This window comes from Actinacidiphila sp. bgisy167 (genome assembly GCF_965342175.1).
Classification (GTDB): Bacteria; Actinomycetota; Actinomycetes; order Streptomycetales; family Streptomycetaceae; genus Actinacidiphila.
In genome coordinates this window covers 37,522-56,007 of sequence record NZ_CBDRBL010000016.1, presented here as the reverse complement: position 1 = coordinate 56,007, position 18,486 = coordinate 37,522, and the positions used below count along the sequence as shown (strand labels likewise).

The following is an 18,486-nucleotide window of genomic DNA, read 5'->3' as shown; positions in this document are numbered from 1 at the left end:
ATGGGCGCCCAGCTTCGGGTATACAAGCGCCGCATCAAGTCCGTCACCGCGACCAAGAAGATCACGAAGGCGATGGAGATGATCTCCGCGTCCCGGATCGTCAAGGCCCAGCGCCAGGTCGCCGCCTCGTCCCCGTACGCCGACGAGCTCACCCGCGCGGTGGCCGCGGTCGCGACCGGTTCGAACACGAACCACCCGCTGACCACGGAGGCCGAGAACGCGACCCGAGCCGCGGTGCTGCTCGTCACGAGCGACCGCGGTCTGGCCGGCGGCTACTCGTCCAACGCGATCAAGGCTGCCGACCGGCTCACCGAGCGGCTGCGCGCGGAGGGCAAGGAGGTCGTGCACTACGTCGTCGGCCGCAAGGGCGTGGCGTACTACGGCTTCCGTGAGCGCCCCGTCGCGGACTCGTGGACCGGGTTCACCGACAAGCCGACCTACGCGGACGCCAAGTCGGTCGCCGACCCGCTGATCGAGGTGGTCCTGAAGGACATCGCGGACGGCGGCGTGGATGAGCTGCACATCGTCTTCACGGAGTTCGTGTCGATGCTGACGCAGGCGCCGGTGGAGAAGCGGCTGCTGCCGCTCTCGCTCGCCGACGCCACCGGCGGCGAGGCCCGCAAGGAGGGGGAGATCCTCCCCCTGTACGACTTCGAGCCGTCGGCTGAGGGCGTCCTGGACGCGCTGCTGCCGCGGTACGTCGAGAGCCGCATCTACAACGCGCTGCTGCAGGGCGCCGCTTCCGAGCACGCCGCCCGCCGCCGCGCGATGAAGTCGGCGACCGACAACGCCGAGGAGCTCATCAGGACGCTCACGCGGCTTGCCAACCAGGCCCGCCAGGCCGAAATCACCCAGGAAATCAGCGAGATCGTCGGTGGCTCCAGCGCCCTGGCCGACGCGTCTGCGGGGAGTGACTAAATTCATGACTGCCACTGTTGAGACGACCCCTGAAGTTGGGGGTGCCACGGGCCGCGTCGCCCGGGTCATCGGCCCGGTCGTCGACGTGGAGTTCCCCGTCGACGCGATGCCGGAGATCTACAACGCCCTCACCGTCGAGGTCTCCGACCCGGCCGAGGCCGGCAAGAAGAAGACGCTGACCCTCGAGGTCGCCCAGCACCTGGGCGACGGCCTGGTCCGCGCCATCTCCATGCAGCCCACCGACGGCCTGGTCCGCCAGGCCCCGGTGACCGACACCGGCGACGGCATCACCGTCCCGGTCGGCGACTTCACCAAGGGCAAGGTGTTCAACACCCTCGGCGAGGTGCTGAACGTCCCCGAGGAGAACGCGAACGTCGGTGAGCGCTGGGCGATCCACCGCAAGGCCCCGAAGTTCGAGGACCTCGAGTCCAAGACCGAGATGTTCGAGACCGGCCTGAAGGTCGTCGACCTGCTGACCCCGTACGTCAAGGGCGGCAAGATCGGTCTGTTCGGTGGCGCCGGCGTCGGCAAGACCGTCCTCATCCAGGAAATGATCATGCGTGTGGCGAAGCTGCACGAGGGCGTTTCCGTGTTCGCCGGCGTCGGCGAGCGCACCCGTGAGGGCAACGACCTGATCCAGGAGATGGAGGAGTCCGGCGTTCTGGACAAGACCGCCCTGGTCTTCGGCCAGATGGACGAGCCCCCGGGCACCCGTCTGCGCGTGGCGCTCGCCGGTCTGACCATGGCGGAGTACTTCCGCGATGTGCAGAAGCAGGACGTGCTGTTCTTCATCGACAACATCTTCCGCTTCACCCAGGCCGGTTCCGAGGTCTCCACGCTGCTCGGCCGCATGCCCTCCGCGGTGGGTTACCAGCCGAACCTCGCGGACGAGATGGGCCTCCTCCAGGAGCGCATCACCTCGACCCGCGGTCACTCGATCACCTCGATGCAGGCGATCTACGTCCCCGCGGACGACCTGACCGACCCGGCGCCGGCGACCACCTTCGCCCACCTGGACGCGACGACCGTTCTGTCCCGTCCGATCTCGGAGAAGGGCATCTACCCGGCGGTGGACCCGCTGGACTCGACGTCCCGCATCCTGGACCCCCGCTACATCGCGGAGGACCACTACGCGTGCGCCATGCGCGTCAAGGGGATCCTGCAGAAGTACAAGGACCTCCAGGACATCATCGCGATCCTCGGTATCGACGAGCTCGGCGAGGAGGACAAGCTCACCGTCCACCGCGCCCGCCGCATCGAGCGCTTCCTGTCGCAGAACACCCACGCGGCGAAGCAGTTCACCGGCATCGACGGCTCCGACGTCCCGCTGGACGAGTCGATCGCCGCCTTCAACGCCATCGCCGACGGTAAGTACGACCACTTCCCTGAGCAGGCGTTCTTCATGTGCGGTGGCATCGAGGACCTCGAGCGCAACGCCCGCGAGCTCGGCGTCAGCTGACGCCCGTCGCCCGACGGCTCACCGTGGCAGGGGGGCGGACCCTGTGTCCGCCCCCTTGCCGCACCCCCGTTATCCTTTGTTTTATGCACCCGCCGGACGGCGGTGGGTGCCGACCCGAGGAGCCATCTTGGCTGAGCTGCACGTCGAGCTGGTCGCAGCGGACCGCAGTGTCTGGTCCGGCGAGGCCACTCTTGTCGTCGCACGCACCGAGTCCGGCGACATCGGCGTCATGCCGAACCACGAGCCGCTGCTGGGCGTTCTCCGGTCCGGTCCGGTGACGATCCGCACCAGCGAGGGCGGCACCGTCGTCGCGGCGGTGCACGGCGGCTTCGTCTCCTTCGCCGACAACAAGCTCTCGGTGCTGGCGGAGATCGCCGAGCTCGCCGAGGAGATCGACGTCCAGCGTGCGGAGCGGGCTCTGGAGCGCGCGAAGGCCGAGGCCGACGCCGCCGGTGAGCGCCGGGCCGAGGTCCGGCTGATCGCCGCGACCAGCGGGTCGCGCTGAGCAGCCGGCCCACTGGGCCATGAGCCGCGGGAGGCCCGGGAGGGTGTCCCGCGGCTGCAGTATTCCTATTCGTGACACGGAGCGAGGAGGTCGGTGGGCGTGATCCTCGCTTTTCAGGTGTGCGGAGCCCTGGTGGCCGTGGCGCTGCTGGGGCTGTTCGTCTTCGGACTGCGGCGCCGGCTCATCCAGCGGCCCGGCGGCACGTTCGACTGCAGCCTGCGGATGCCGCCCCCCGGCACCGGCGAACCCTCCGGCAAGGGCTGGGCGTACGGCGTGGCCCGCTACAGCGGTGACCGGATCGAGTGGTTCCGGGTCTTCTCCTATGCGCCCCGGCCGCGCCGGGTGCTGGAGCGCTCCGCCATCGAGGTGCTGCACCGCCGCCTCCCGCAGGGCCAGGAGGAGCTGGCGCTCCTGTCCGACGCCGTGATCCTGGTCTGCGAGCACCGCGGCACCCAGCTGGAACTCGCCATGAGCGACGACGCCCTCACCGGCTTCCTCGCATGGCTCGAGGCCGCCCCTCCCGGCCAGCGCGTCAACGTGGCCTGATCTTCCGTTTGCCCTTTGCGCTGGGTGGGGGTCCCCCCGGACGGAGTCTGGGGGAGCCTGAACGTGGCCTGATCTTCCGTTTGGCCTTCGCGCTGGGTGGCGGTCCCCCCGGACGGAGTCCGAGGAGAGCCGACGCCGCCTGAGGCCTCGCCCGCTTCCGCCGGCCCTACGGCCGGCCCATCAGACCCAACTCCTGCGCCAGTACCGCGGCCTGCACGCGGCTGCGCAGCTCCAGTTTGGCCAGCATGCGGCTGACGTGGGTCTTCGCCGTGGCCTCTGCCATCTCCAGCCGCGCCGCGATCTCCGCGTTGGACAAGCCCTGGCCCACGCAGGCCAGCACCTCCCGCTCCCGCGGCGTCAGCGTTCCCAGCGCCGCGTGATCGGAGGCGGGACGAGGCCGGGGGCGGGCGAACTCGCCGATCAGCCGGCGGGTCACGGCGGGCGCGATCATCCCCTCGCCGCGGGCCACCAGCCGGACGCCCTCGATCAGCCGGTCCGCCTCGGTGTCCTTGAGCAGGAAACCGGCGGCGCCCGCGCGCAGCGCCCCGAAGACGTACTCGTCCAGGTCGAAGGTGGTGAGGACGAGGACGTCGGCCAGCCCCTGCCCGACGATCTCCCGGGTCGCGGACACCGCGTCCATCCGCGGCATCTGCAGGTCCATGAGGATCACGTCGGGCCGCAGCTCGAGGGCGGCGCGGATCGCGGCCTCGCCGTCCGCCGCCTCGCCCACCACCTCGATGTCGGGCACCGACCTCAGGATGAGCACCAGCCCGGCCCGTACCGCGGACTGGTCCTCGGCGACCACCACCCGGATCATGCGCTCCCCTTCATGGGCAGTACCGTCGCCGATCTGCGGCACGGTGGCACGGCCGGCGCCCGGCACGGCCTCGCGGCCGCGTACATCGGCTTCTCGGCGGGCTACGGACACTCCGTGATCCGCTGGGCCGACGCCCACTTCGCGCACCGCTTCGCCGGCGGTCCCGAGCCGAGCCCGTCACCCGTGTACGGCAGGGCGCGGGCCGTGCACGAGTGGCGGCTCCTCGGCCGTACGGCGGTGTCCGCCGTGGTCGCCGTCGTCCTGCTGCAACTGGCGATCCGGCTCGCCGGCGACACGCGCCGGACCGGGGCCCTGCAGGCCTGGCAGGTGCGGATGGCCTGGATCACCGGGATCCACGCGGTCATCGCCGCGAGCTACACGCTGTGGCCCAAGCGGGAGCCGGCCGCGCGGCCGCGCGCCTGAGCGGGCGGGGTCAGCGGTTCTCGCCGGGCACCCACAGCACGTCGCCGACCTCCTTGTTGGCCGTACGGGCCAGGATGAACAGCAGGTCGGAGAGCCGGTTGAGATAGGTGGCGGTGAGGGGGTTCATCGTCTCGCCGTGTTCCCCGAGCGCGGCCCATGTGGAGCGCTCGGCGCGGCGCACCACCGTGCACGCCTGGTGGAGCAGCGCGGCGCCGGGGGTGCCGCCGGGCAGGATGAAGCTGCGCAGCTTCTCCAGTTCCTCCAGGAAGCGGTCGCAGTCAGCCTCCAGCCGGTCCACATAGGACTGCTCCACGCGCAGCGGCGGGTACGTGGGGTCCGGGACGACGGGCGTCGCGAGGTCGGCGCCGACGTCGAAGAGGTCGTTCTGGACCCGGACGAGGACGGCCGCGACCTCCTGCGGGAGCGCGCCGAGCGCCAGCGCCACGCCGATGACCGCGTTCGCCTCATTGGCGTCCGCGTAGGCCGCGATGCGGCTGTCGGTCTTGGCCGTGCGGCTCATGTCGCCGAGGGCGGTCGTGCCGTCGTCCCCGGTCCGCGTGTAGATGCGCGTCAGATTGACCATGTGTCGAGCGTAGTCAGCGCATTCTCCGGGCGCGCCCCGTGGCGGGCGCGCCGCCGGCCCGCCGCATGTCCGCCGCGGCGAGCGGTGGCGGTCTTAGCGGGGCGGTCCCGGTCAAACTGGACGCGCTGCGGCACCAACTGGGCGCCGGGGGTCTCAACTGTGCGACGAACGACACAGGGTGACCCGCCTAACTTCCTGCTGCGCTCCGCTGTGAACCGACGTTAAGGTCCCGGCAACAGCATCGAGAAGATTGGTGTGTGCCGTGGCGAAGAAGCTCGCCGTCATCGGAGCCGGCCTGATGGGCTCCGGCATCGCGCAGGTGTCCGCACAGGCGGGTTACGACGTCGTCCTGCGTGACATCACGGACGAGGCGCTGGCCCGGGGCAAGAGCGGGATCGAGGCCTCCTTCGGGAAGTTCGTCGCCAAGGGCAAGCTCAGCGCCGAGGACGCGGCTGCCGCGCTCGCCCGCATCACCACCACCACCGACCTGGACGCCGCCGCCGACGCCGACATCGTCGTCGAGGCCGCCTTCGAGAAGATCGAGGTCAAGCAGGAGATCTTCCGCGCGCTCGACAAGATCGCCAAGGCGGACGCGGTGCTCGCCTCCAACACCTCCGCCATCCCGATCACCAAGATCGCGGCGGTCACGGAGCGCCCGGAGAGCGTGGTCGGCACCCACTTCTTCTCGCCGGTGCCGCTCATGCAGCTGTGCGAACTGGTCCGCGGCTACAAGACCGGTGACGACACGCTGGCGCGCGCCAAGGCCTTCGCCGAGGAGATCGGCAAGACGACCATCGTCGTCAACCGGGACGTGGCCGGCTTCGTCACCACACGGCTGATCGCGGCGCTGGTCGTGGAGGCCGCCAAGCTCTACGAGTCGGGCGTCGCCTCGGCCGAGGACATCGACGTCGCCTGCAAGCTCGGCTTCGGCCACGCGATGGGCCCGCTGGCGACCGCCGACCTCACAGGCGTCGACATCCTGCTGCACGCCGCCGACAACATCTACACCGAGTCCCAGGACGAGAAGTTCGCCGCGCCGGAGCTCATGCGGCGCATGGTGGACGCCGGCGCGCTCGGCCGCAAGAGCGGCGAGGGCTTCTACCGCTACTGACGGGGCGTCGCTCCAGGGGCCCTGCCCTGCACGGACCGGCCCGGTCCGGCGCGGACCGTCGGCGGGCAGGGCCCCTCGGACCCCTGCTGTCACTCGCGGGGGTGAATTCGGTATCGGTTCGCTCACAGACGGCAACCTCTTCGTACGACGAACCGTCAGTTACATAGAGCCATGGCACTACCATCCATTCACTTCACGGGGAGGCGGCATGCACATCAGGGGCGATCACGCCGAGCTGGTCGTCGGGGGCCGCCTCGACGTCCGCACCGCGGCGGACGCCCGCAAGGTCCTGCACAGCGCGGTGGACGGCGGCCGCGGCGACCTCGTGCTCGACCTGACCGGACTCGACTCGTGGGACGCGACGGGCCTGGGAGTCATCATGGGGGCGCACCGCCGCTGCGGCCGGGCGGACCGGCGCCTCGTCCTGCGGGGGGTGCCCGCGCAGATGCAGCGGCTGCTGGTCGCCACGAGGCTGCACCGCATCCTGGTCATCGAGGGGGGAATCGCGGCGGAAGCGCTGCCGCGCACCTAGCCTTCGAGAGTCCCGCCCGGCCCTCGGCGGCGGGCACGGCGCCTGGCTGCGGTGCCGAATCGTCCGAGCGGCCCGCTCCGAGGACGACTCTCCGATGTGCGCTGCAACGCGTCCGGGGCGCCTTGCAGCGGAGTTCGGGAACCGCGGGCCCCGCGGGTGGCCAGCAGTCCCTGGCCGTACCGCCTGGTGAGGCCGGGGCGCGCCGCCGGGGAGGCAAGCCCGGACAGATACGGACGCAAGGGCGGCAGGGCAGCCCTGGGCTTCGCACCTACCGGGGGAAGGTTTAGGGTTCGGTTCCGGCGTGCCGCAACCCCGTACGCCGAGGAGGGGAGCCGGACCGGTCCGACGGCGCAACCGCGGTCCCGGTGGGGCCCCGCTGCGACGCACCTGGGGGCGGAGATCAATGGACCCACACGGACCCGACATGACCGGTGACGAGTACGGCGCTCGACAGGACTCCACGAGCTTCCCCGAAGCGGCGCCCTCCGGCGGCCCCGAGGACCGCACCGCGCCGATCCCGCGCGTCGGCCGGCCGGCGCGCGATCCGCTCGCCCTCGAGATCGCGGCGGGCACGGCGGACGGCGACGCGCCACGCGTCGTCGAACTCGTCGTGGGCGACTGCAGGCTGACCCTCAACTCCGTCGACGGCAGCGAGGTCAGCGCCCTCGCTCCCGGCGACCTGCCCGCGCCCGTACGGCGCACGGCCTGGGCGCGCGCCGCGCTGACCGCCGCCGGACGGCCGGCGGTGCCGCCGGGCCCCCGCGCCCCCGAGCTCCCGCTGCTGGAGCGCCAGGAGGAGCGCGAGCGCCTGGTGCGACTGCTCACCCGGGGCCGCTCGGTGCGCGTCACCGGGCCCTCCGGCGCCGGCCGCAGCGTGCTGCTCGACGCGGTCGCCGAGGCTTGCGCGGACCTCGCCCCCGACGGCGTGATCCGGCTCTCCGGCTACCGGCGGACTTCCGGCGATCTGCTGCAGGAGATGTTCGCCACCGTCTACGACGCCGAGGACTACCGACCCGACCGCCGCCGTCTGCTGGAGCTGCTGCGCGACGTCGGCGCTGTCGTCGTCCTGGACGACCTGGAGTTCGGCGGCGCCGCTCTGGAGGAACTGCTCGCTGCGGCGCCCGAGTGCGCCTTCCTGATGTCGGCCACGCCCGACGTGCCGGCCCCGGCCGCCGACTCCGCGGTCGAGGAGGTCTTCCTGCCGGGACTGACCCGGGTCGCCTGCCTGGAGTTGCTGGAACTCGCCGTCGGCCGCCCGCCGACGGAGGAGGAGACGGCCTGGGCGGCCGACCTGTGGTTCGAGTCGGAGGGCCTGCCGCTGCGCTTCGTCCAGGCCGGTGCGCTGCTGCGGCAGCGCGACGCCCTCGGCGCGGAGTTGTCTGCGGCCGACGAGTCGGTGTGGGGCGACGCGGAAGCCGTGGACGGGTTCGCCGCCGGCGCTTCCTCCGACGACGCCGGGCCGGGCGCGTCGGCCGCGCATCTGCCGCTGCCCTCACTCGCCGAGAGCGCCGCCCCCGCCGCCTTGCTCGCCTCCCGCCTCGGCGCCTCCGCCCAGGAGGCACTGCGCTTCGCCGTGGCCCTGGGCGGCGAGTTGCCGCACCAGGCGCACCTGCCGGCGCTCGTCGGCGACACTCGCGGCGACTCCGCTCTCGGCGAGATCGTGGCCGTCGGACTCGCCGCTCCGGTCGCCGGGCACCACCGCCTCGCGGCGGGCGTGGCCCGGCAACTGGCCCTCGCGGACGGACTGGCCGCCGAGGCCGCCGCCGAGGGTTCCCCGCAGGCGCTGGCCGCCGCCCAGCACTACGCCTGGTGGGCCGGGCACCCCTCGGTGACCCCGCGACGCGTCGCCGCCGAGGCGGAGGCGATCCTGGCCGCCCTGGGGGCCGCCCGCGACGGCGGGCACACCAGCGCCGCGGTGCTCCTGGCCCGTACGGTCGCGCCGGTCCTCGCCGCCGCCATGCACTGGAGCGCGTGGGAACGCGCGCTGCGCCTCGGCCAGGAGGCCGCCCGGCACGCCGGGGAGGTGGCGGAGGAGGCGTACTTCCTCCACGAACTCGGCGTGCTGGCGCTGTGCCAGGGGAATCTGGACCGCGCCCGCAGCGAACTGGAGGCCTCCATAGCCCTGCGCGGCGCCCTCGCGGACCGCCAGGGCAGCACGGTGGGGCGCCGCACCCTCGCGCTCGCCGTGGACCGGGAGGGCGGTCTCATAGCCGGCTCGGGAGCCGGGGGCGCCGGGGCCGCGGCGGCGGGCGTCGACCTGTCCGAGGCGCCTACGACGATCATCGCCAAGAGCCTGCCCGGGGCGGTCGCCTCCCCGAGCCGGGTCGCCCTCACCGGCTCCCGGCGCCGCAATCTCGTCGCCGCGGGCGCGGGCACCCTCCTGGCGGCCGTGCTCGGCACCGTCGTGGCCCTCGGCACGACGGCCTCCGGCGGCGGCCAGAACACCCCGATGAACGTGAAGCCGGTCGAGTCCGCCCAGGAGGACGACCCGGACGAGGGTCTCCCGTCCGAGGAGACACCGAGCGCCGGCTCCGGCAGGCGGACCGAACCCCCCGCGAGCGGAAGCGGCACCGCGACGCCTGGCGCACCGTCCGGTGGAACCACCCCCGGCGACACCACGCGTCCCGGCGGCGCGGGATCGGTGTCCGGCGGCGCCACCGCCGGCACAGGCGACGGCGGCACAGGCGACGGCGGCACAGGCGACGGCGGCACAGGCGACGGCGGCAGCGGCACAGGGGGCGGTTCGTCGACCGGCGGCACGGGAGGCGGTTCGTCGACCGGCGGCTCCGGCGCAGGCTCCTCGACCGGCGGTTCCGGCGGTGGTTCGCACGGCGGGTCGGGCGGCACGTCGGGCGGCACCACCGGCGGGGGAGGCACCACCTCCGGCGGCGACTCCGGGGGGACGGGCACCCCGACCGGCGGCGGCACGTCCGGATCACCGACGACCACTCCGAGCGACCCGACCAGCCCCCCGCCCACCACGGGCGAGCCCGGTGGCGACGGCGGCGCGGAGGACGGAGGTACGACCGAGGGCGGCGCGGACGGCGGCGGCACCACCGGAGCGAGTGCTCCCGTGAGTTCCGCCACCGGCACCGAGCTGCCCGGCGGCACCACCGGCACGATCGCGTGAGCGCGCCAGGCCCGGCATGGCCGGCACCGCGCCGGCCACCGGGCCGCGCCGTACACCCTCGGGTCGTTCTCGGCCCGCCGAGCACGACCGGCCGGTGATCCTCGGGAAGGCCACAGCCGACTCCGCCGGCTGTCTCACCGTGGGCATGCCCAGCGGGTTCCAGCTCGCCGGCCGGCGCAGGTGCTCGGGCGGTGCAGGAGCTGAAGCCCGCGTCGGCCGCGCCGTGTTGTCCCCGCCGCCGGTCCCCTGGAGTCGTCCGAGGAGCCGCCGGGGGACTGGCCGGGGCGGCCACGCCGTCACCGCCCGCGCGGATCACGGGAGCGCCGGCCCTGGCCGCAGCGGTGGTCGGCGTCGCGGTGCGCCTGCCGGAGCACGGCGCGTCGAAGGCTCCTTCAGAAGAGGCGGAGCTTGTCGTCCTCGATGCCGCGCAGCGCGTCGTAGTCGAGGACGACGCAGTCGATGCCGCGGTCCGTGGCGAGGACCCGCGCCTGCGGCTTGATCTCCTGTGCCGCGAAAACACCCTTCACGGGTGCCAGCAAGGGGTCGCGGTTGAGGAGTTCGAGATAGCGGGTGAGCTGCTCGACGCCGTCGATCTCGCCGCGGCGCTTGATCTCGACCGCGACGGTCGCGCCGGACGCGTCCCGGCACAGGATGTCCACTGGGCCGATGGCGGTCGGGTACTCGCGGCGGACGAGACTCCAGCCCTCGCCGAGCACCTCCATGCGGTCGGCCAGCAGCTCCTGCAGGTGGGCCTCGACACCGTCCTTGATCAGCCCGGGGTCGACACCGAGCTCGTGCGTGGAGTCGTGCAGCACGTCCTCGATGGTGATGATCAGCTGCTCGCCGGCCTTGTTGGTGACCGTCCAGACCCCGTCCTCGCTCTCCTTGAGCGTGCAGGGGGGCGACATCCAGTTCAGCGGCTTGTAGGCACGGTCGTCGGCATGGACGGAGACACTGCCGTCGGCCTTGACCAGGAGCAGCCTGGTCGCCGACGGCAGATGGGCGGAGAGCCGGCCCGCGTAGTCCACGGAGCAGCGGGCGATGACGAGACGCATGGTCGGCTACGTTACTCGCTACCGGGCGCGGTCGGAAAATGGCCTGTAGTGAGTGCTCCCGCCTAGTGCCACGGGACCTCTCCGCCTACGGTTGTGCCTGGAGGCCGTCATGCGGGAGAACGCCGGGCGGCTTCTGCCCGTAGTCCGTCTGACTCCTCGGACAGGGGGGTCACGAGAGGAGTACTCATGTCGCTCGACGTCTCACCGGCCCTCCTCGAACAGGCCGAGCGAGGCGAGGTCGACGAACGGGAGTTCGTCGACTGCGTCCGGACCTCCCTGCCTTACGCATGGGACATGATCAGCTCTCTGGCGGCACAACTCAAGGTGGACGGCGGTCCGTTCGCCGACAACCAGGTGCCCCCGCCGGACGAGAACGCGCGTGGCCAGCTGCTCCGCGCCCTGGCGAGTGACGCGATACGGGGGGCCCTGCAGCGCCACTTCGGGGTCCGGCTGGCGTTCCAGAACTGCCACCGGGTCGCGGTGTTCCCGCTGGACCCGGCGGTCGACGAGCGGTACGCCACCTTCACCTCCGTCCGCGCGCAGCTGCTGAACCAGTCCCCGGAACTCCGGGACTGCTGAACCGGGCGCGGTGCTCCCGCCATTGGTCGCAATAGGTCGCACCACTGCTCTTTGAGGTTTCAATCAGGCCAATTGCGGGAGCACTTCACCGCCGAGCCGTGCCACGTTCTCCTCGGTGGCGGCGAGATCACCGGAGCCCTCCACGAGGAGGGCGAAGCGGCGGATGCCCGTCCGCTCGGCGGTGGCGGTGAGACGGTCGGCGCACAGCGCCGGCGGGCCCACGGGGTGGAGCCCGCAGAGGAGTTCGGTGTAGGCGAGGGGGTCGCGCATCGTCCGCGGCCGGCCGTCGACCGTACGGTGTGCGGCCAGGCCCTGCTGGAGCCAGCCGGGCATCGCCTTGGTGAGGGTCTCCACGGCGTCCGCGCGGCGGTCCGCGATCTGTACGACGCCCGCGGAGACGTGTTCCGCCGCGGCCACCGATTCGGGTGAAAGCCCTGCGTCGCGGGCCTCCGCCTGCCACATTGCGACCATGGCGGCTTTGTCCTCGTCCCCGCAGTGCATGCCCAGCAGCATGGGCAGACCCCTGCGCGCCGCGAGACGGACGCTGCCCGGCGAGGTGCAGGCGACGACGACCGGCGGACCACCGGGCGCCTCGAACGCGTCGGGACGCGGGACGACCTCGACCTCTCGGAAGGCGAATCGTTCCCCCGAGGCCCCCACCCGGGGCTCGCGCAGCCACCGCAGCAGCAGATCCAGCGACTCGGGGAAGCCGCTCTCGAAAGCGGCGAGTCCGGCGCCGAAGACCTCCAGATCCACCCAGGGGCCGCCGCGGCCCACGCCCAGCGTGAACCGGCCGCCCGAGGTGATGTGCAGCAGCGCCGCCTGCTCGCCGACCGCCACCGGGTGCGCGGTCGGCAGGACGCTCACGGCCGTGCCGACCCCGATCCGGCGCGTCCTGCCCAGCAGCAGCGCGGCGAGCGTCACGGCCGACGGGCACACGCCGTACGGCACGAAGTGGTGCTCCGCCAGCCACACGGTGTCCAGCCCCGCCCGCTCCGCCGCCTCGGCCGACCGCACCGCGCGGTGCAGCGCCTCCTCCGGTCCCTGCCCAGGGAACTGGGCGGCGAGGACGAAAGTACCGACACGCATCGTGCTTCACACCTTCCTCGGTGGCCGACACGGCTCCCCTAGCGGCATTAACGTCTGACACGTGCCAAAGGCACGGCACGGCCACCTCGATTTCATGATTTTTCAGGCGGCGGCCGGATGGGAGGGTTGCCCGACCGGGTATTCGGCGCGGCGGACGGTGCGCGTAGGCTGGGTGGCGGCCGAGTCCCCCGACCGCGTGAGGTGTGTGCCCGTGTCCCCGCGCCGAAACCGCCCGCGAGGCGCCGCCGGCCGACCCGAGGAGCGACCCGAGGCCGGACCGGCCCGGGGCCCGGAGCGCGTGGAGACCTGGCAGGGCCAGCAGTGGACGGTCCGCCAGCTGTCCGGGAGCACGGGCGGCAAGTTCTACCGCTGCCCCGGCTGCGACCAGGAGATCCCGCCGGGGGTCGGCCACTTGGTGGCCTGGCCGGAGTACGGCGGCGTGGAGGACCGGCGCCACTGGCACACCGCCTGCTGGAACGCGAGGGACCGCCGGGGCGCACGACTCCAGCGGTCCCGCAACGCCCCCCGGTACTGAGCGGGGGGCAGGAGGCCCGGTGTCCGGGCCGGGTCAGACGTCGCGCTTGGCGAGCGCCGCGTAGGCCGCGCCCAGGGCGGCGGCCGTGACGATCGCCAGGAGCACCAACTGGCGCACGCCGTCGGCGTCGCCGTCGCCCAGCATCGGCATCTGGTGGAGCGACGCGATGGCGTTGGGGGAGGAGTACTCGATCAGTTTCTCCTGCACCGTCCGGAGGTTCTCCGACTGCATGAAGATCGCGATGATCAGCGGCAGCAGGACCAGGCCCATCATCGTGGTGATCGCGCCCGCGGAGTGCCGCAGCAGCGCGCCCACGGCCAGGGAGAGCAGACCGAGCAGGGCCACGTACAGGCCGACGCCGACGGTGGCGCCGAGCCACTGGCCGCCCTCGGCGGCGCTGAGGCCGTCCTCGACGACGAGCCGCGCGCTCACGAAGTCCGGTTCCCCCACCGGCTTGCCGCCGAAGGCGGCGTCGTTCATCAGCGCGGTGAGCGCGCAGGCCACGGTGGTGACGGTGAACGTCAGCGCGAAGAAGACGATCGCCTTCGCGGTGAGCACCCGGCCGCGCCGGGGGCACACGGTGAGGGTCGTGCGGATCATGCCCGTGCCGTACTCCGAGCTGATCACCAGCACCCCGAGCGTCATGACGCAGAGCTGGCCGAGGAGCACCCCGAACAGGCCGAAGGCGAGCACCGGTTCGGTGACGCGCTCGGGCGAGGACAGGCCGACGACGAGCAGGTTGATGCCGAGGATCAGCACCAGCATGACGCCGAGCGTCCAGAGGGTGGAGCGCACCGTACGGATCTTGGTCCACTCGGACTTCAGCGCGTGGCCGAGGTGGGTGCCGGCCGTCGGGAGGGTGGAGGAGAACTGCGGGGCCGGGAGGGGGACGGGGGCGGTCATCGGGCGTCCTCGGCGGGCTGGGTCGGCTGGGTCGGCTGCGCGCCGGGCGGGGCGGACGGCGCGGCCGGCGGCGGGGGAAAGGCCGGCGCGGCCGGCGGCACGGGCCGGGCGGGGGGAGCCGGCAGCTGCGCGTAGGGGGTGAAGGACGCCGCGGCCGGCGCCGCCCCGGGGCCCGGCTGCACCGGCGGGGCGTACGGCTGCTGCGGATACCCGTGGCCGTGCCCGTACGGCGACTGCTGCGGATACCCGTGCCCGTACGGCGACTGCTGCGGGACGGGATGCGGCCACGGTCCCTGCGGCGGCGCGCCCCACCCGCCCGGCGCAGGCGCGGTGGCGGGCTGCCGCAGGCCCTGCCGCGGGTCGGCCGAGGAGCGGTAGTCCACCGCGCCGTTGGTCAGGCGCATGTAGGCCTCCTCGAGCGAGGCCTGGTGCGGGGAGAGCTCCCACAGCCGTACCCCGGCCTCGTGGGCGAGGTCGCTGATCCGCGGCAGCTCCAGACCGGTCACGCGCAGGGCGCCGTCCTGCTCCTGCTGCACCTGCGCGCCCGCTTCGGTGAGCGCCTTCGTCAGCTTCTCGCGGTCCGCGGCGACCTCCGGGGTGCGCACCATCGCGAAGCCGGCGGAGTGGTGGGCGATGAAGTCCTTGACGCTCATGTCGGCCAGCAGCTGCCCGCGGCCGATCACGATCAGGTGGTCGGCGGTCAGCGCCATCTCGCTCATCAGGTGCGAGGAGACGAAGACGGTACGGCCCTCCGCGGCCAGTCCGCGCATCAGATGCCGTACCCAGTGGATGCCCTCCGGGTCCAGTCCGTTGACCGGCTCGTCGAACAGCAGCACCTCGGGGTCGCCCAGCAGCGCCGCCGCGATGCCGAGGCGCTGCCCCATGCCGAGCGAGAAGCCCCGCGAGCGCCGGTGCGCGACCTCCCGCAGGCCCACCGCCGCCAGCACCTCGTCCACCCGGCGGTCCGGTATCCCGGACAGCTGCGCCAGGCACAGCAGGTGCTGGCGCGCGCTGCGTCCGCCGTGCACGGCCTTGGCGTCCAGCAGCGCACCCACCCGGCGGGCGGCGTTGGGCAGGTGCCGGTACGGCAGCCCGCCGACGGTCACCCGCCCCGCCGTCGGGGTGTCCAGGCCCAGGATCATCCGCATCGTGGTCGACTTGCCGGAGCCGTTGGGCCCCAGGAAGCCGGTCACGGCGCCGGGCCGCACCTGGAAGGACAGGTTGGCGACGGCGGTCTTGCTGCCGTAGGTCTTGGTGAGGCCGCTTGCCTCGATCATGCTTCGCCCCCCAGGCGGACGGTCCGCGTCGCCCCCGAGAGGTGAGGAGGCCCGCAGGGGCGGGGTCGGTTCCCGCCCCTGCGGGCCCGGATCACCAGGCGGCGGTCAGGCGTCCCGCTTCTTCAGCAGCACGTAGCCGCCGATCAGCGCGGCGACCACCCACAGCGCCATGATGCCGAGGCCGCTCCACGGGCCGTACGGCGCGGGGTCGTTCGGCGGGATCGTCGCCCGCATGATCGTGCTGCCGGCCTGGTCCGGGAAGTACCGGGCCACGCTCTTGGCTCCCGGCACGGCCGAGAGGATGCCGGAGACCAGGAAGAAGAAGGGGATGAGGATGCCCAGCGAGACCAGCGGGCTGCGCAGCATCGCCGCGACGCCGACCGCGAAGAGCACCATCAGCGTCATGTAGAGGCCGGCCCCGAAGACCGCGCGCAGCACTCCCGGATCGCTGATCGAGGTGGCGAGGTCACCGCCGAGGATGGCCTGCCCGACGAAGAAGGAGACGAAGCTGACGATCAGCCCGAGGACGAAGGTGATGCCGGCCGCGACGGCGACCTTGGAGAAGTAGAAGGCCGCGCGCTGCGGCACCGCCGAGAGCGAGGCCCGGATCATGCCCGTGCTGTACTCGCTGGAGATGATCAGCACGCCGAAGGTGATCAGCGCGAGCTGGCCGAGGAAGAGACCGGACAGGCTCTGGGCCGTGGGGTCGAACTGGGCGCGGGCGCCCTCTTCGATGGTGTCCCACTGGGTGCGGAAGAGCAGGCAGAACAGACCGCTGATGACGATGGTGGAGACGGCGGCCGACGCCAGCGTCCACACGGTCGACCGGACGGTCCTGACCTTGGTCCACTCCGACTGCAGAACAGCGGTGGTCGCTGCCATGTCAGGCTTCCTTTCCGGCGCGCGTGTTCCAGGCGGCACCCCACTGGGGCGCGGGGGCGGCGGCCTCGCCGCTCTCCGCTGCGGGGCCGCCGGCGTGGTACTCCACCGATTGCGCGGTGAGTTGCATGAATGCCTGCTCCAAAGAGGCCTGCTGGGAGCTGAGCTCGTGCAGCACCAGCTGGTGGCTGGCGGCGAGTTCGCCGATCGTGGCCGGCTCCACGTCCTCGATCTCGAAGGCGCCTTCGCCGTCGAGCACCGGGGTGATCGACGCGGCCGCCAGCGCGTCCTTCAGCTTCTCCGGCTCGGGCGTGCGGACGCGCACATAGGAGCGGGAGTTCGCGGTGATGAAGTCCGCCATCGTCGTGTCCGCCATCAGCTTCCCGCGGCCGATCACGATCAGGTGGTCCGCTGTCAGCGCCATCTCGCTCATGAGATGGCTGGAGACGAAGACCGTCCGGCCCTGGGCGGCCAGTCCCTTCATCAGGTTGCGGATCCAGTGGATGCCCTCCGGGTCCAGTCCGTTGACCGGCTCGTCGAACATCAGGATCTCGGGGTCGCCGAGCAGCGCCACGGCGATGCCGAGGCGCTGTCCCATACCGAGGGAGAAGCCCTTGGAGCGCTTCTTGGCGACGGGTGCGAGACCGACGACCTCCAGCACCTCGTCGACCCGGCGGCGCGGGATGCGGTTGGACTGGGCCAGGCACAGCAGATGGTTGTACGCCGTGCGGCCGCCGTGCACGGCCTTGGCCTCCAGCAACGCCCCGATGTGCTTGAGCGGTTCGTGGAGTTCGCGGTAGTGCTTCCCGTCGATGCGGATGCTGCCGCTGGTCGGCCTGTCCAGGTCCAGCATCATGCGCATCGTCGTGGACTTCCCCGCCCCGTTGGGACCGAGGAAGCCGGTGACCACCCCCGGCCGCACCGTGAAGGTGAGGTCGTCCACCGCGGTCTTGTCGCCGTACCGCTTGGTCAGCCCCTGCAACTCGATCATGCGGTATACACTATGCGGCCGCGAGGGGCCATGCACCCGGAATTCAGGCACCCGTTTGTGTTCCCGGAATCATCGAGCCCCTCGCCGAGGAGGCGGGGGGCTCGATCCGTTCCGGCGCCGTCCGGAGCGTCAGCGCTGGGCCGGGACGCTGCGCGAGACGGGCTCGTCGTCGGAGGGGGCGCCGGCCGCGGCGACCGCCGCGCCGGTCAGCGTGGCCAGCATCTCGCGGACGTTGGTCAGCTGGGCGTTGATGCTGTCGCGGCGGTTGGTGAGCGCCGCCAGCTCGCGCTCGGACTCGCTGCGGATACGGTCCGCCTTGGCGTTCGCGTCGGCCACGATGTCCTCGGCCTGGCGCTGCGCGGTCTCCACCGTCTGGCGGGCGCGGCGCTCGGCGTCGGTGCGCAGCTTCTCGGCCTCCAGGCGGAGCTGCTCGGCGCGGTGCTCGATCTCGGCGAGGCGCTTCTCGGCCTTGGCCTGACGGGACGCCAGGTCGCGCTCGGACTGCTCGCGGCGCTTGGCCAGGTTGGTCTCGAAGTCGGCGGCGGCCTGGGCCGCCTTGGCGCGGGTCTCCTCGAAGAGGGCGTCCGCCTCCTCGCGCTTGGCCTGCGCGTCCTTCTGCGCGTCGGTGCGCAGCTGACCGGCCTCACCCTTGGCCTTCTCGACGATGCGCTCGCCCTCGTCCTCGGCCTTCGCCTTGCGCTCGGCGGCGTAGGACTCCGCGTCGTTGCGCACCTGGGCGGCGGCGGACTCGGCCAGCTCCCTGTGCTGCTCGGCGGCACGGCGGGCCTCGTCGCGCAGGTCCTTCGCCTCCTCCTCGGCGAGGCGAAGGATCTTCTCGACGCGGGCGCCGAGACCGGCGTAGGACGGTTCGGCGTCGTTGACCTGCGCCTGCGCGTTCTGCGTCTCGAGGTGGAGCTCCTCGATGCGCTTCTCCAGCGCGTTGATCCGGGCCAGTGCGCTGTCACGGTCGGCGACCAGCTTGGTGATGCGGTCGTCCACCTGCCCGCGGTCGTATCCACGCCGCACGAGCTCGAAGCCGAAGGGGGAGGAAGTGTCGCTCATGAGGATCCTGTCAACTCAGACCGGGTGGGGTGATGGGGGGAATCCTAGGGGCCCAGGCGGCGTGCCTCACAGTCACTGTCCAGTAACTGTGC

19 protein-coding genes are annotated in these 18,486 nt (G+C 72.4%); 10 read left to right on the top strand and 9 right to left on the bottom strand.

Annotated elements, in window-relative coordinates; all coding sequences use genetic code 11:
* The 4 genes from ACRWND_RS09095 (at nt 1) to ACRWND_RS09080 (ending at nt 3,428) form a co-directional block, all read left to right on the top strand.
* Entirely contained in the window at nt 1-918 is a 918-nt protein-coding gene (locus ACRWND_RS09095; RefSeq protein WP_431947840.1) for a F0F1 ATP synthase subunit gamma, read from the top strand.
* A 4-nt stretch (nt 919-922) separates the two neighbouring features.
* Nucleotides 923-2,377, top strand: coding sequence for a F0F1 ATP synthase subunit beta (atpD, locus tag ACRWND_RS09090; RefSeq protein WP_431947838.1), 1,455 nt, complete (start codon nt 923-925; stop codon nt 2,375-2,377).
* 124 nt (nt 2,378-2,501) lie between these two features.
* Nucleotides 2,502-2,882 carry a F0F1 ATP synthase subunit epsilon gene (locus ACRWND_RS09085; RefSeq protein WP_431947918.1) on the top strand — a complete coding sequence of 127 codons (381 nt, stop codon included), beginning with the start codon at nt 2,502-2,504 and terminating at the stop codon, nt 2,880-2,882.
* 99 nt (nt 2,883-2,981) lie between these two features.
* Nucleotides 2,982-3,428, top strand: coding sequence for a DUF2550 domain-containing protein (locus ACRWND_RS09080; RefSeq protein ID WP_431947836.1), 447 nt, complete (start codon nt 2,982-2,984; stop codon nt 3,426-3,428).
* Nucleotides 3,429-3,594: 166 nt separating this feature from the next.
* On the opposite strand, the gene ACRWND_RS09075 is transcribed toward ACRWND_RS09080, so the two are convergent.
* The gene (locus ACRWND_RS09075) at nt 3,595-4,245 is read right to left on the bottom strand and encodes a response regulator (protein WP_431947835.1); all 651 of its coding nucleotides are present in this window, start codon (nt 4,243-4,245) and stop codon (nt 3,595-3,597) included.
* Between the two features lie 12 nt (nt 4,246-4,257).
* On the opposite strand from ACRWND_RS09075, the gene ACRWND_RS09070 reads away from it, so the two are divergent.
* Entirely contained in the window at nt 4,258-4,668 is a 411-nt protein-coding gene (locus tag ACRWND_RS09070) for a hypothetical protein (protein WP_431947833.1), read from the top strand.
* 10 nt (nt 4,669-4,678) lie between these two features.
* Here the strand turns inward: ACRWND_RS09070 and ACRWND_RS09065 are convergent, their stop codons facing one another.
* A complete protein-coding gene (locus tag ACRWND_RS09065; protein ID WP_431947831.1) occupies nt 4,679-5,251 on the bottom strand; it encodes a cob(I)yrinic acid a,c-diamide adenosyltransferase in 573 nt (190 codons plus the stop codon).
* A 262-nt stretch (nt 5,252-5,513) separates the two neighbouring features.
* Between ACRWND_RS09065 and ACRWND_RS09060 the strand changes: the two genes are divergently transcribed.
* The 3 genes from ACRWND_RS09060 (at nt 5,514) to ACRWND_RS09050 (ending at nt 10,024) form a co-directional block, all read left to right on the top strand.
* Nucleotides 5,514-6,362 (top strand): 3-hydroxyacyl-CoA dehydrogenase family protein, encoded by an 849-nt coding sequence (locus tag ACRWND_RS09060; protein ID WP_431947829.1) that lies wholly within the window; start codon nt 5,514-5,516, stop codon nt 6,360-6,362.
* A gap of 208 nt (nt 6,363-6,570) precedes the next feature.
* The gene (locus tag ACRWND_RS09055; RefSeq protein ID WP_431947828.1) at nt 6,571-6,894 is read left to right on the top strand and encodes an STAS domain-containing protein; all 324 of its coding nucleotides are present in this window, start codon (nt 6,571-6,573) and stop codon (nt 6,892-6,894) included.
* Nucleotides 6,895-7,318: 424 nt separating this feature from the next.
* The gene (locus ACRWND_RS09050) at nt 7,319-10,024 is read left to right on the top strand and encodes an ATP-binding protein (RefSeq protein ID WP_431947826.1); all 2,706 of its coding nucleotides are present in this window, start codon (nt 7,319-7,321) and stop codon (nt 10,022-10,024) included.
* Between the two features lie 392 nt (nt 10,025-10,416).
* Here the strand turns inward: ACRWND_RS09050 and nucS are convergent, their stop codons facing one another.
* Nucleotides 10,417-11,079: an endonuclease NucS gene (gene nucS, locus ACRWND_RS09045; protein WP_431947824.1), complete on the bottom strand. Its 663-nt coding sequence runs from the start codon at nt 11,077-11,079 to the stop codon at nt 10,417-10,419.
* A 186-nt stretch (nt 11,080-11,265) separates the two neighbouring features.
* Between nucS and ACRWND_RS09040 the strand changes: the two genes are divergently transcribed.
* Nucleotides 11,266-11,658 (top strand): SCO5389 family protein, encoded by a 393-nt coding sequence (locus ACRWND_RS09040; protein ID WP_431947823.1) that lies wholly within the window; start codon nt 11,266-11,268, stop codon nt 11,656-11,658.
* A 63-nt stretch (nt 11,659-11,721) separates the two neighbouring features.
* Here the strand turns inward: ACRWND_RS09040 and ACRWND_RS09035 are convergent, their stop codons facing one another.
* Nucleotides 11,722-12,747, bottom strand: a complete 1,026-nt coding sequence (locus ACRWND_RS09035) for an LLM class flavin-dependent oxidoreductase (RefSeq protein ID WP_431947821.1) — start codon at nt 12,745-12,747, stop codon at nt 11,722-11,724.
* Between the two features lie 211 nt (nt 12,748-12,958).
* On the opposite strand from ACRWND_RS09035, the gene ACRWND_RS09030 reads away from it, so the two are divergent.
* Entirely contained in the window at nt 12,959-13,282 is a 324-nt protein-coding gene (locus ACRWND_RS09030; protein WP_431947819.1) for an ATP/GTP-binding protein, read from the top strand.
* A gap of 33 nt (nt 13,283-13,315) precedes the next feature.
* On the opposite strand, the gene ACRWND_RS09025 is transcribed toward ACRWND_RS09030, so the two are convergent.
* From ACRWND_RS09025 to ACRWND_RS09005, 5 genes are all read right to left on the bottom strand, one after another.
* A complete protein-coding gene (locus ACRWND_RS09025) occupies nt 13,316-14,185 on the bottom strand; it encodes an ABC transporter permease subunit (protein ID WP_431947817.1) in 870 nt (289 codons plus the stop codon).
* Nucleotides 14,182-15,462 (bottom strand): ABC transporter ATP-binding protein, encoded by a 1,281-nt coding sequence (locus ACRWND_RS09020; RefSeq protein WP_431947815.1) that lies wholly within the window; start codon nt 15,460-15,462, stop codon nt 14,182-14,184. Before ACRWND_RS09020 ends, ACRWND_RS09025 begins: the two co-directional genes overlap by 4 nt.
* A 105-nt stretch (nt 15,463-15,567) precedes the next feature.
* Nucleotides 15,568-16,344, bottom strand: coding sequence for an ABC transporter permease subunit (locus ACRWND_RS09015; protein WP_431947813.1), 777 nt, complete (start codon nt 16,342-16,344; stop codon nt 15,568-15,570).
* A 1-nt stretch (nt 16,345) separates the two neighbouring features.
* Complete coding sequence (locus tag ACRWND_RS09010; protein WP_431947811.1) at nt 16,346-17,332, bottom strand: ABC transporter ATP-binding protein; 987 nt, start codon at nt 17,330-17,332, stop codon at nt 16,346-16,348.
* Between the two features lie 129 nt (nt 17,333-17,461).
* A complete protein-coding gene (locus ACRWND_RS09005) occupies nt 17,462-18,394 on the bottom strand; it encodes a cellulose-binding protein (RefSeq protein ID WP_431947809.1) in 933 nt (310 codons plus the stop codon).
* Nucleotides 18,395-18,486: the final 92 nt, after the last annotated feature.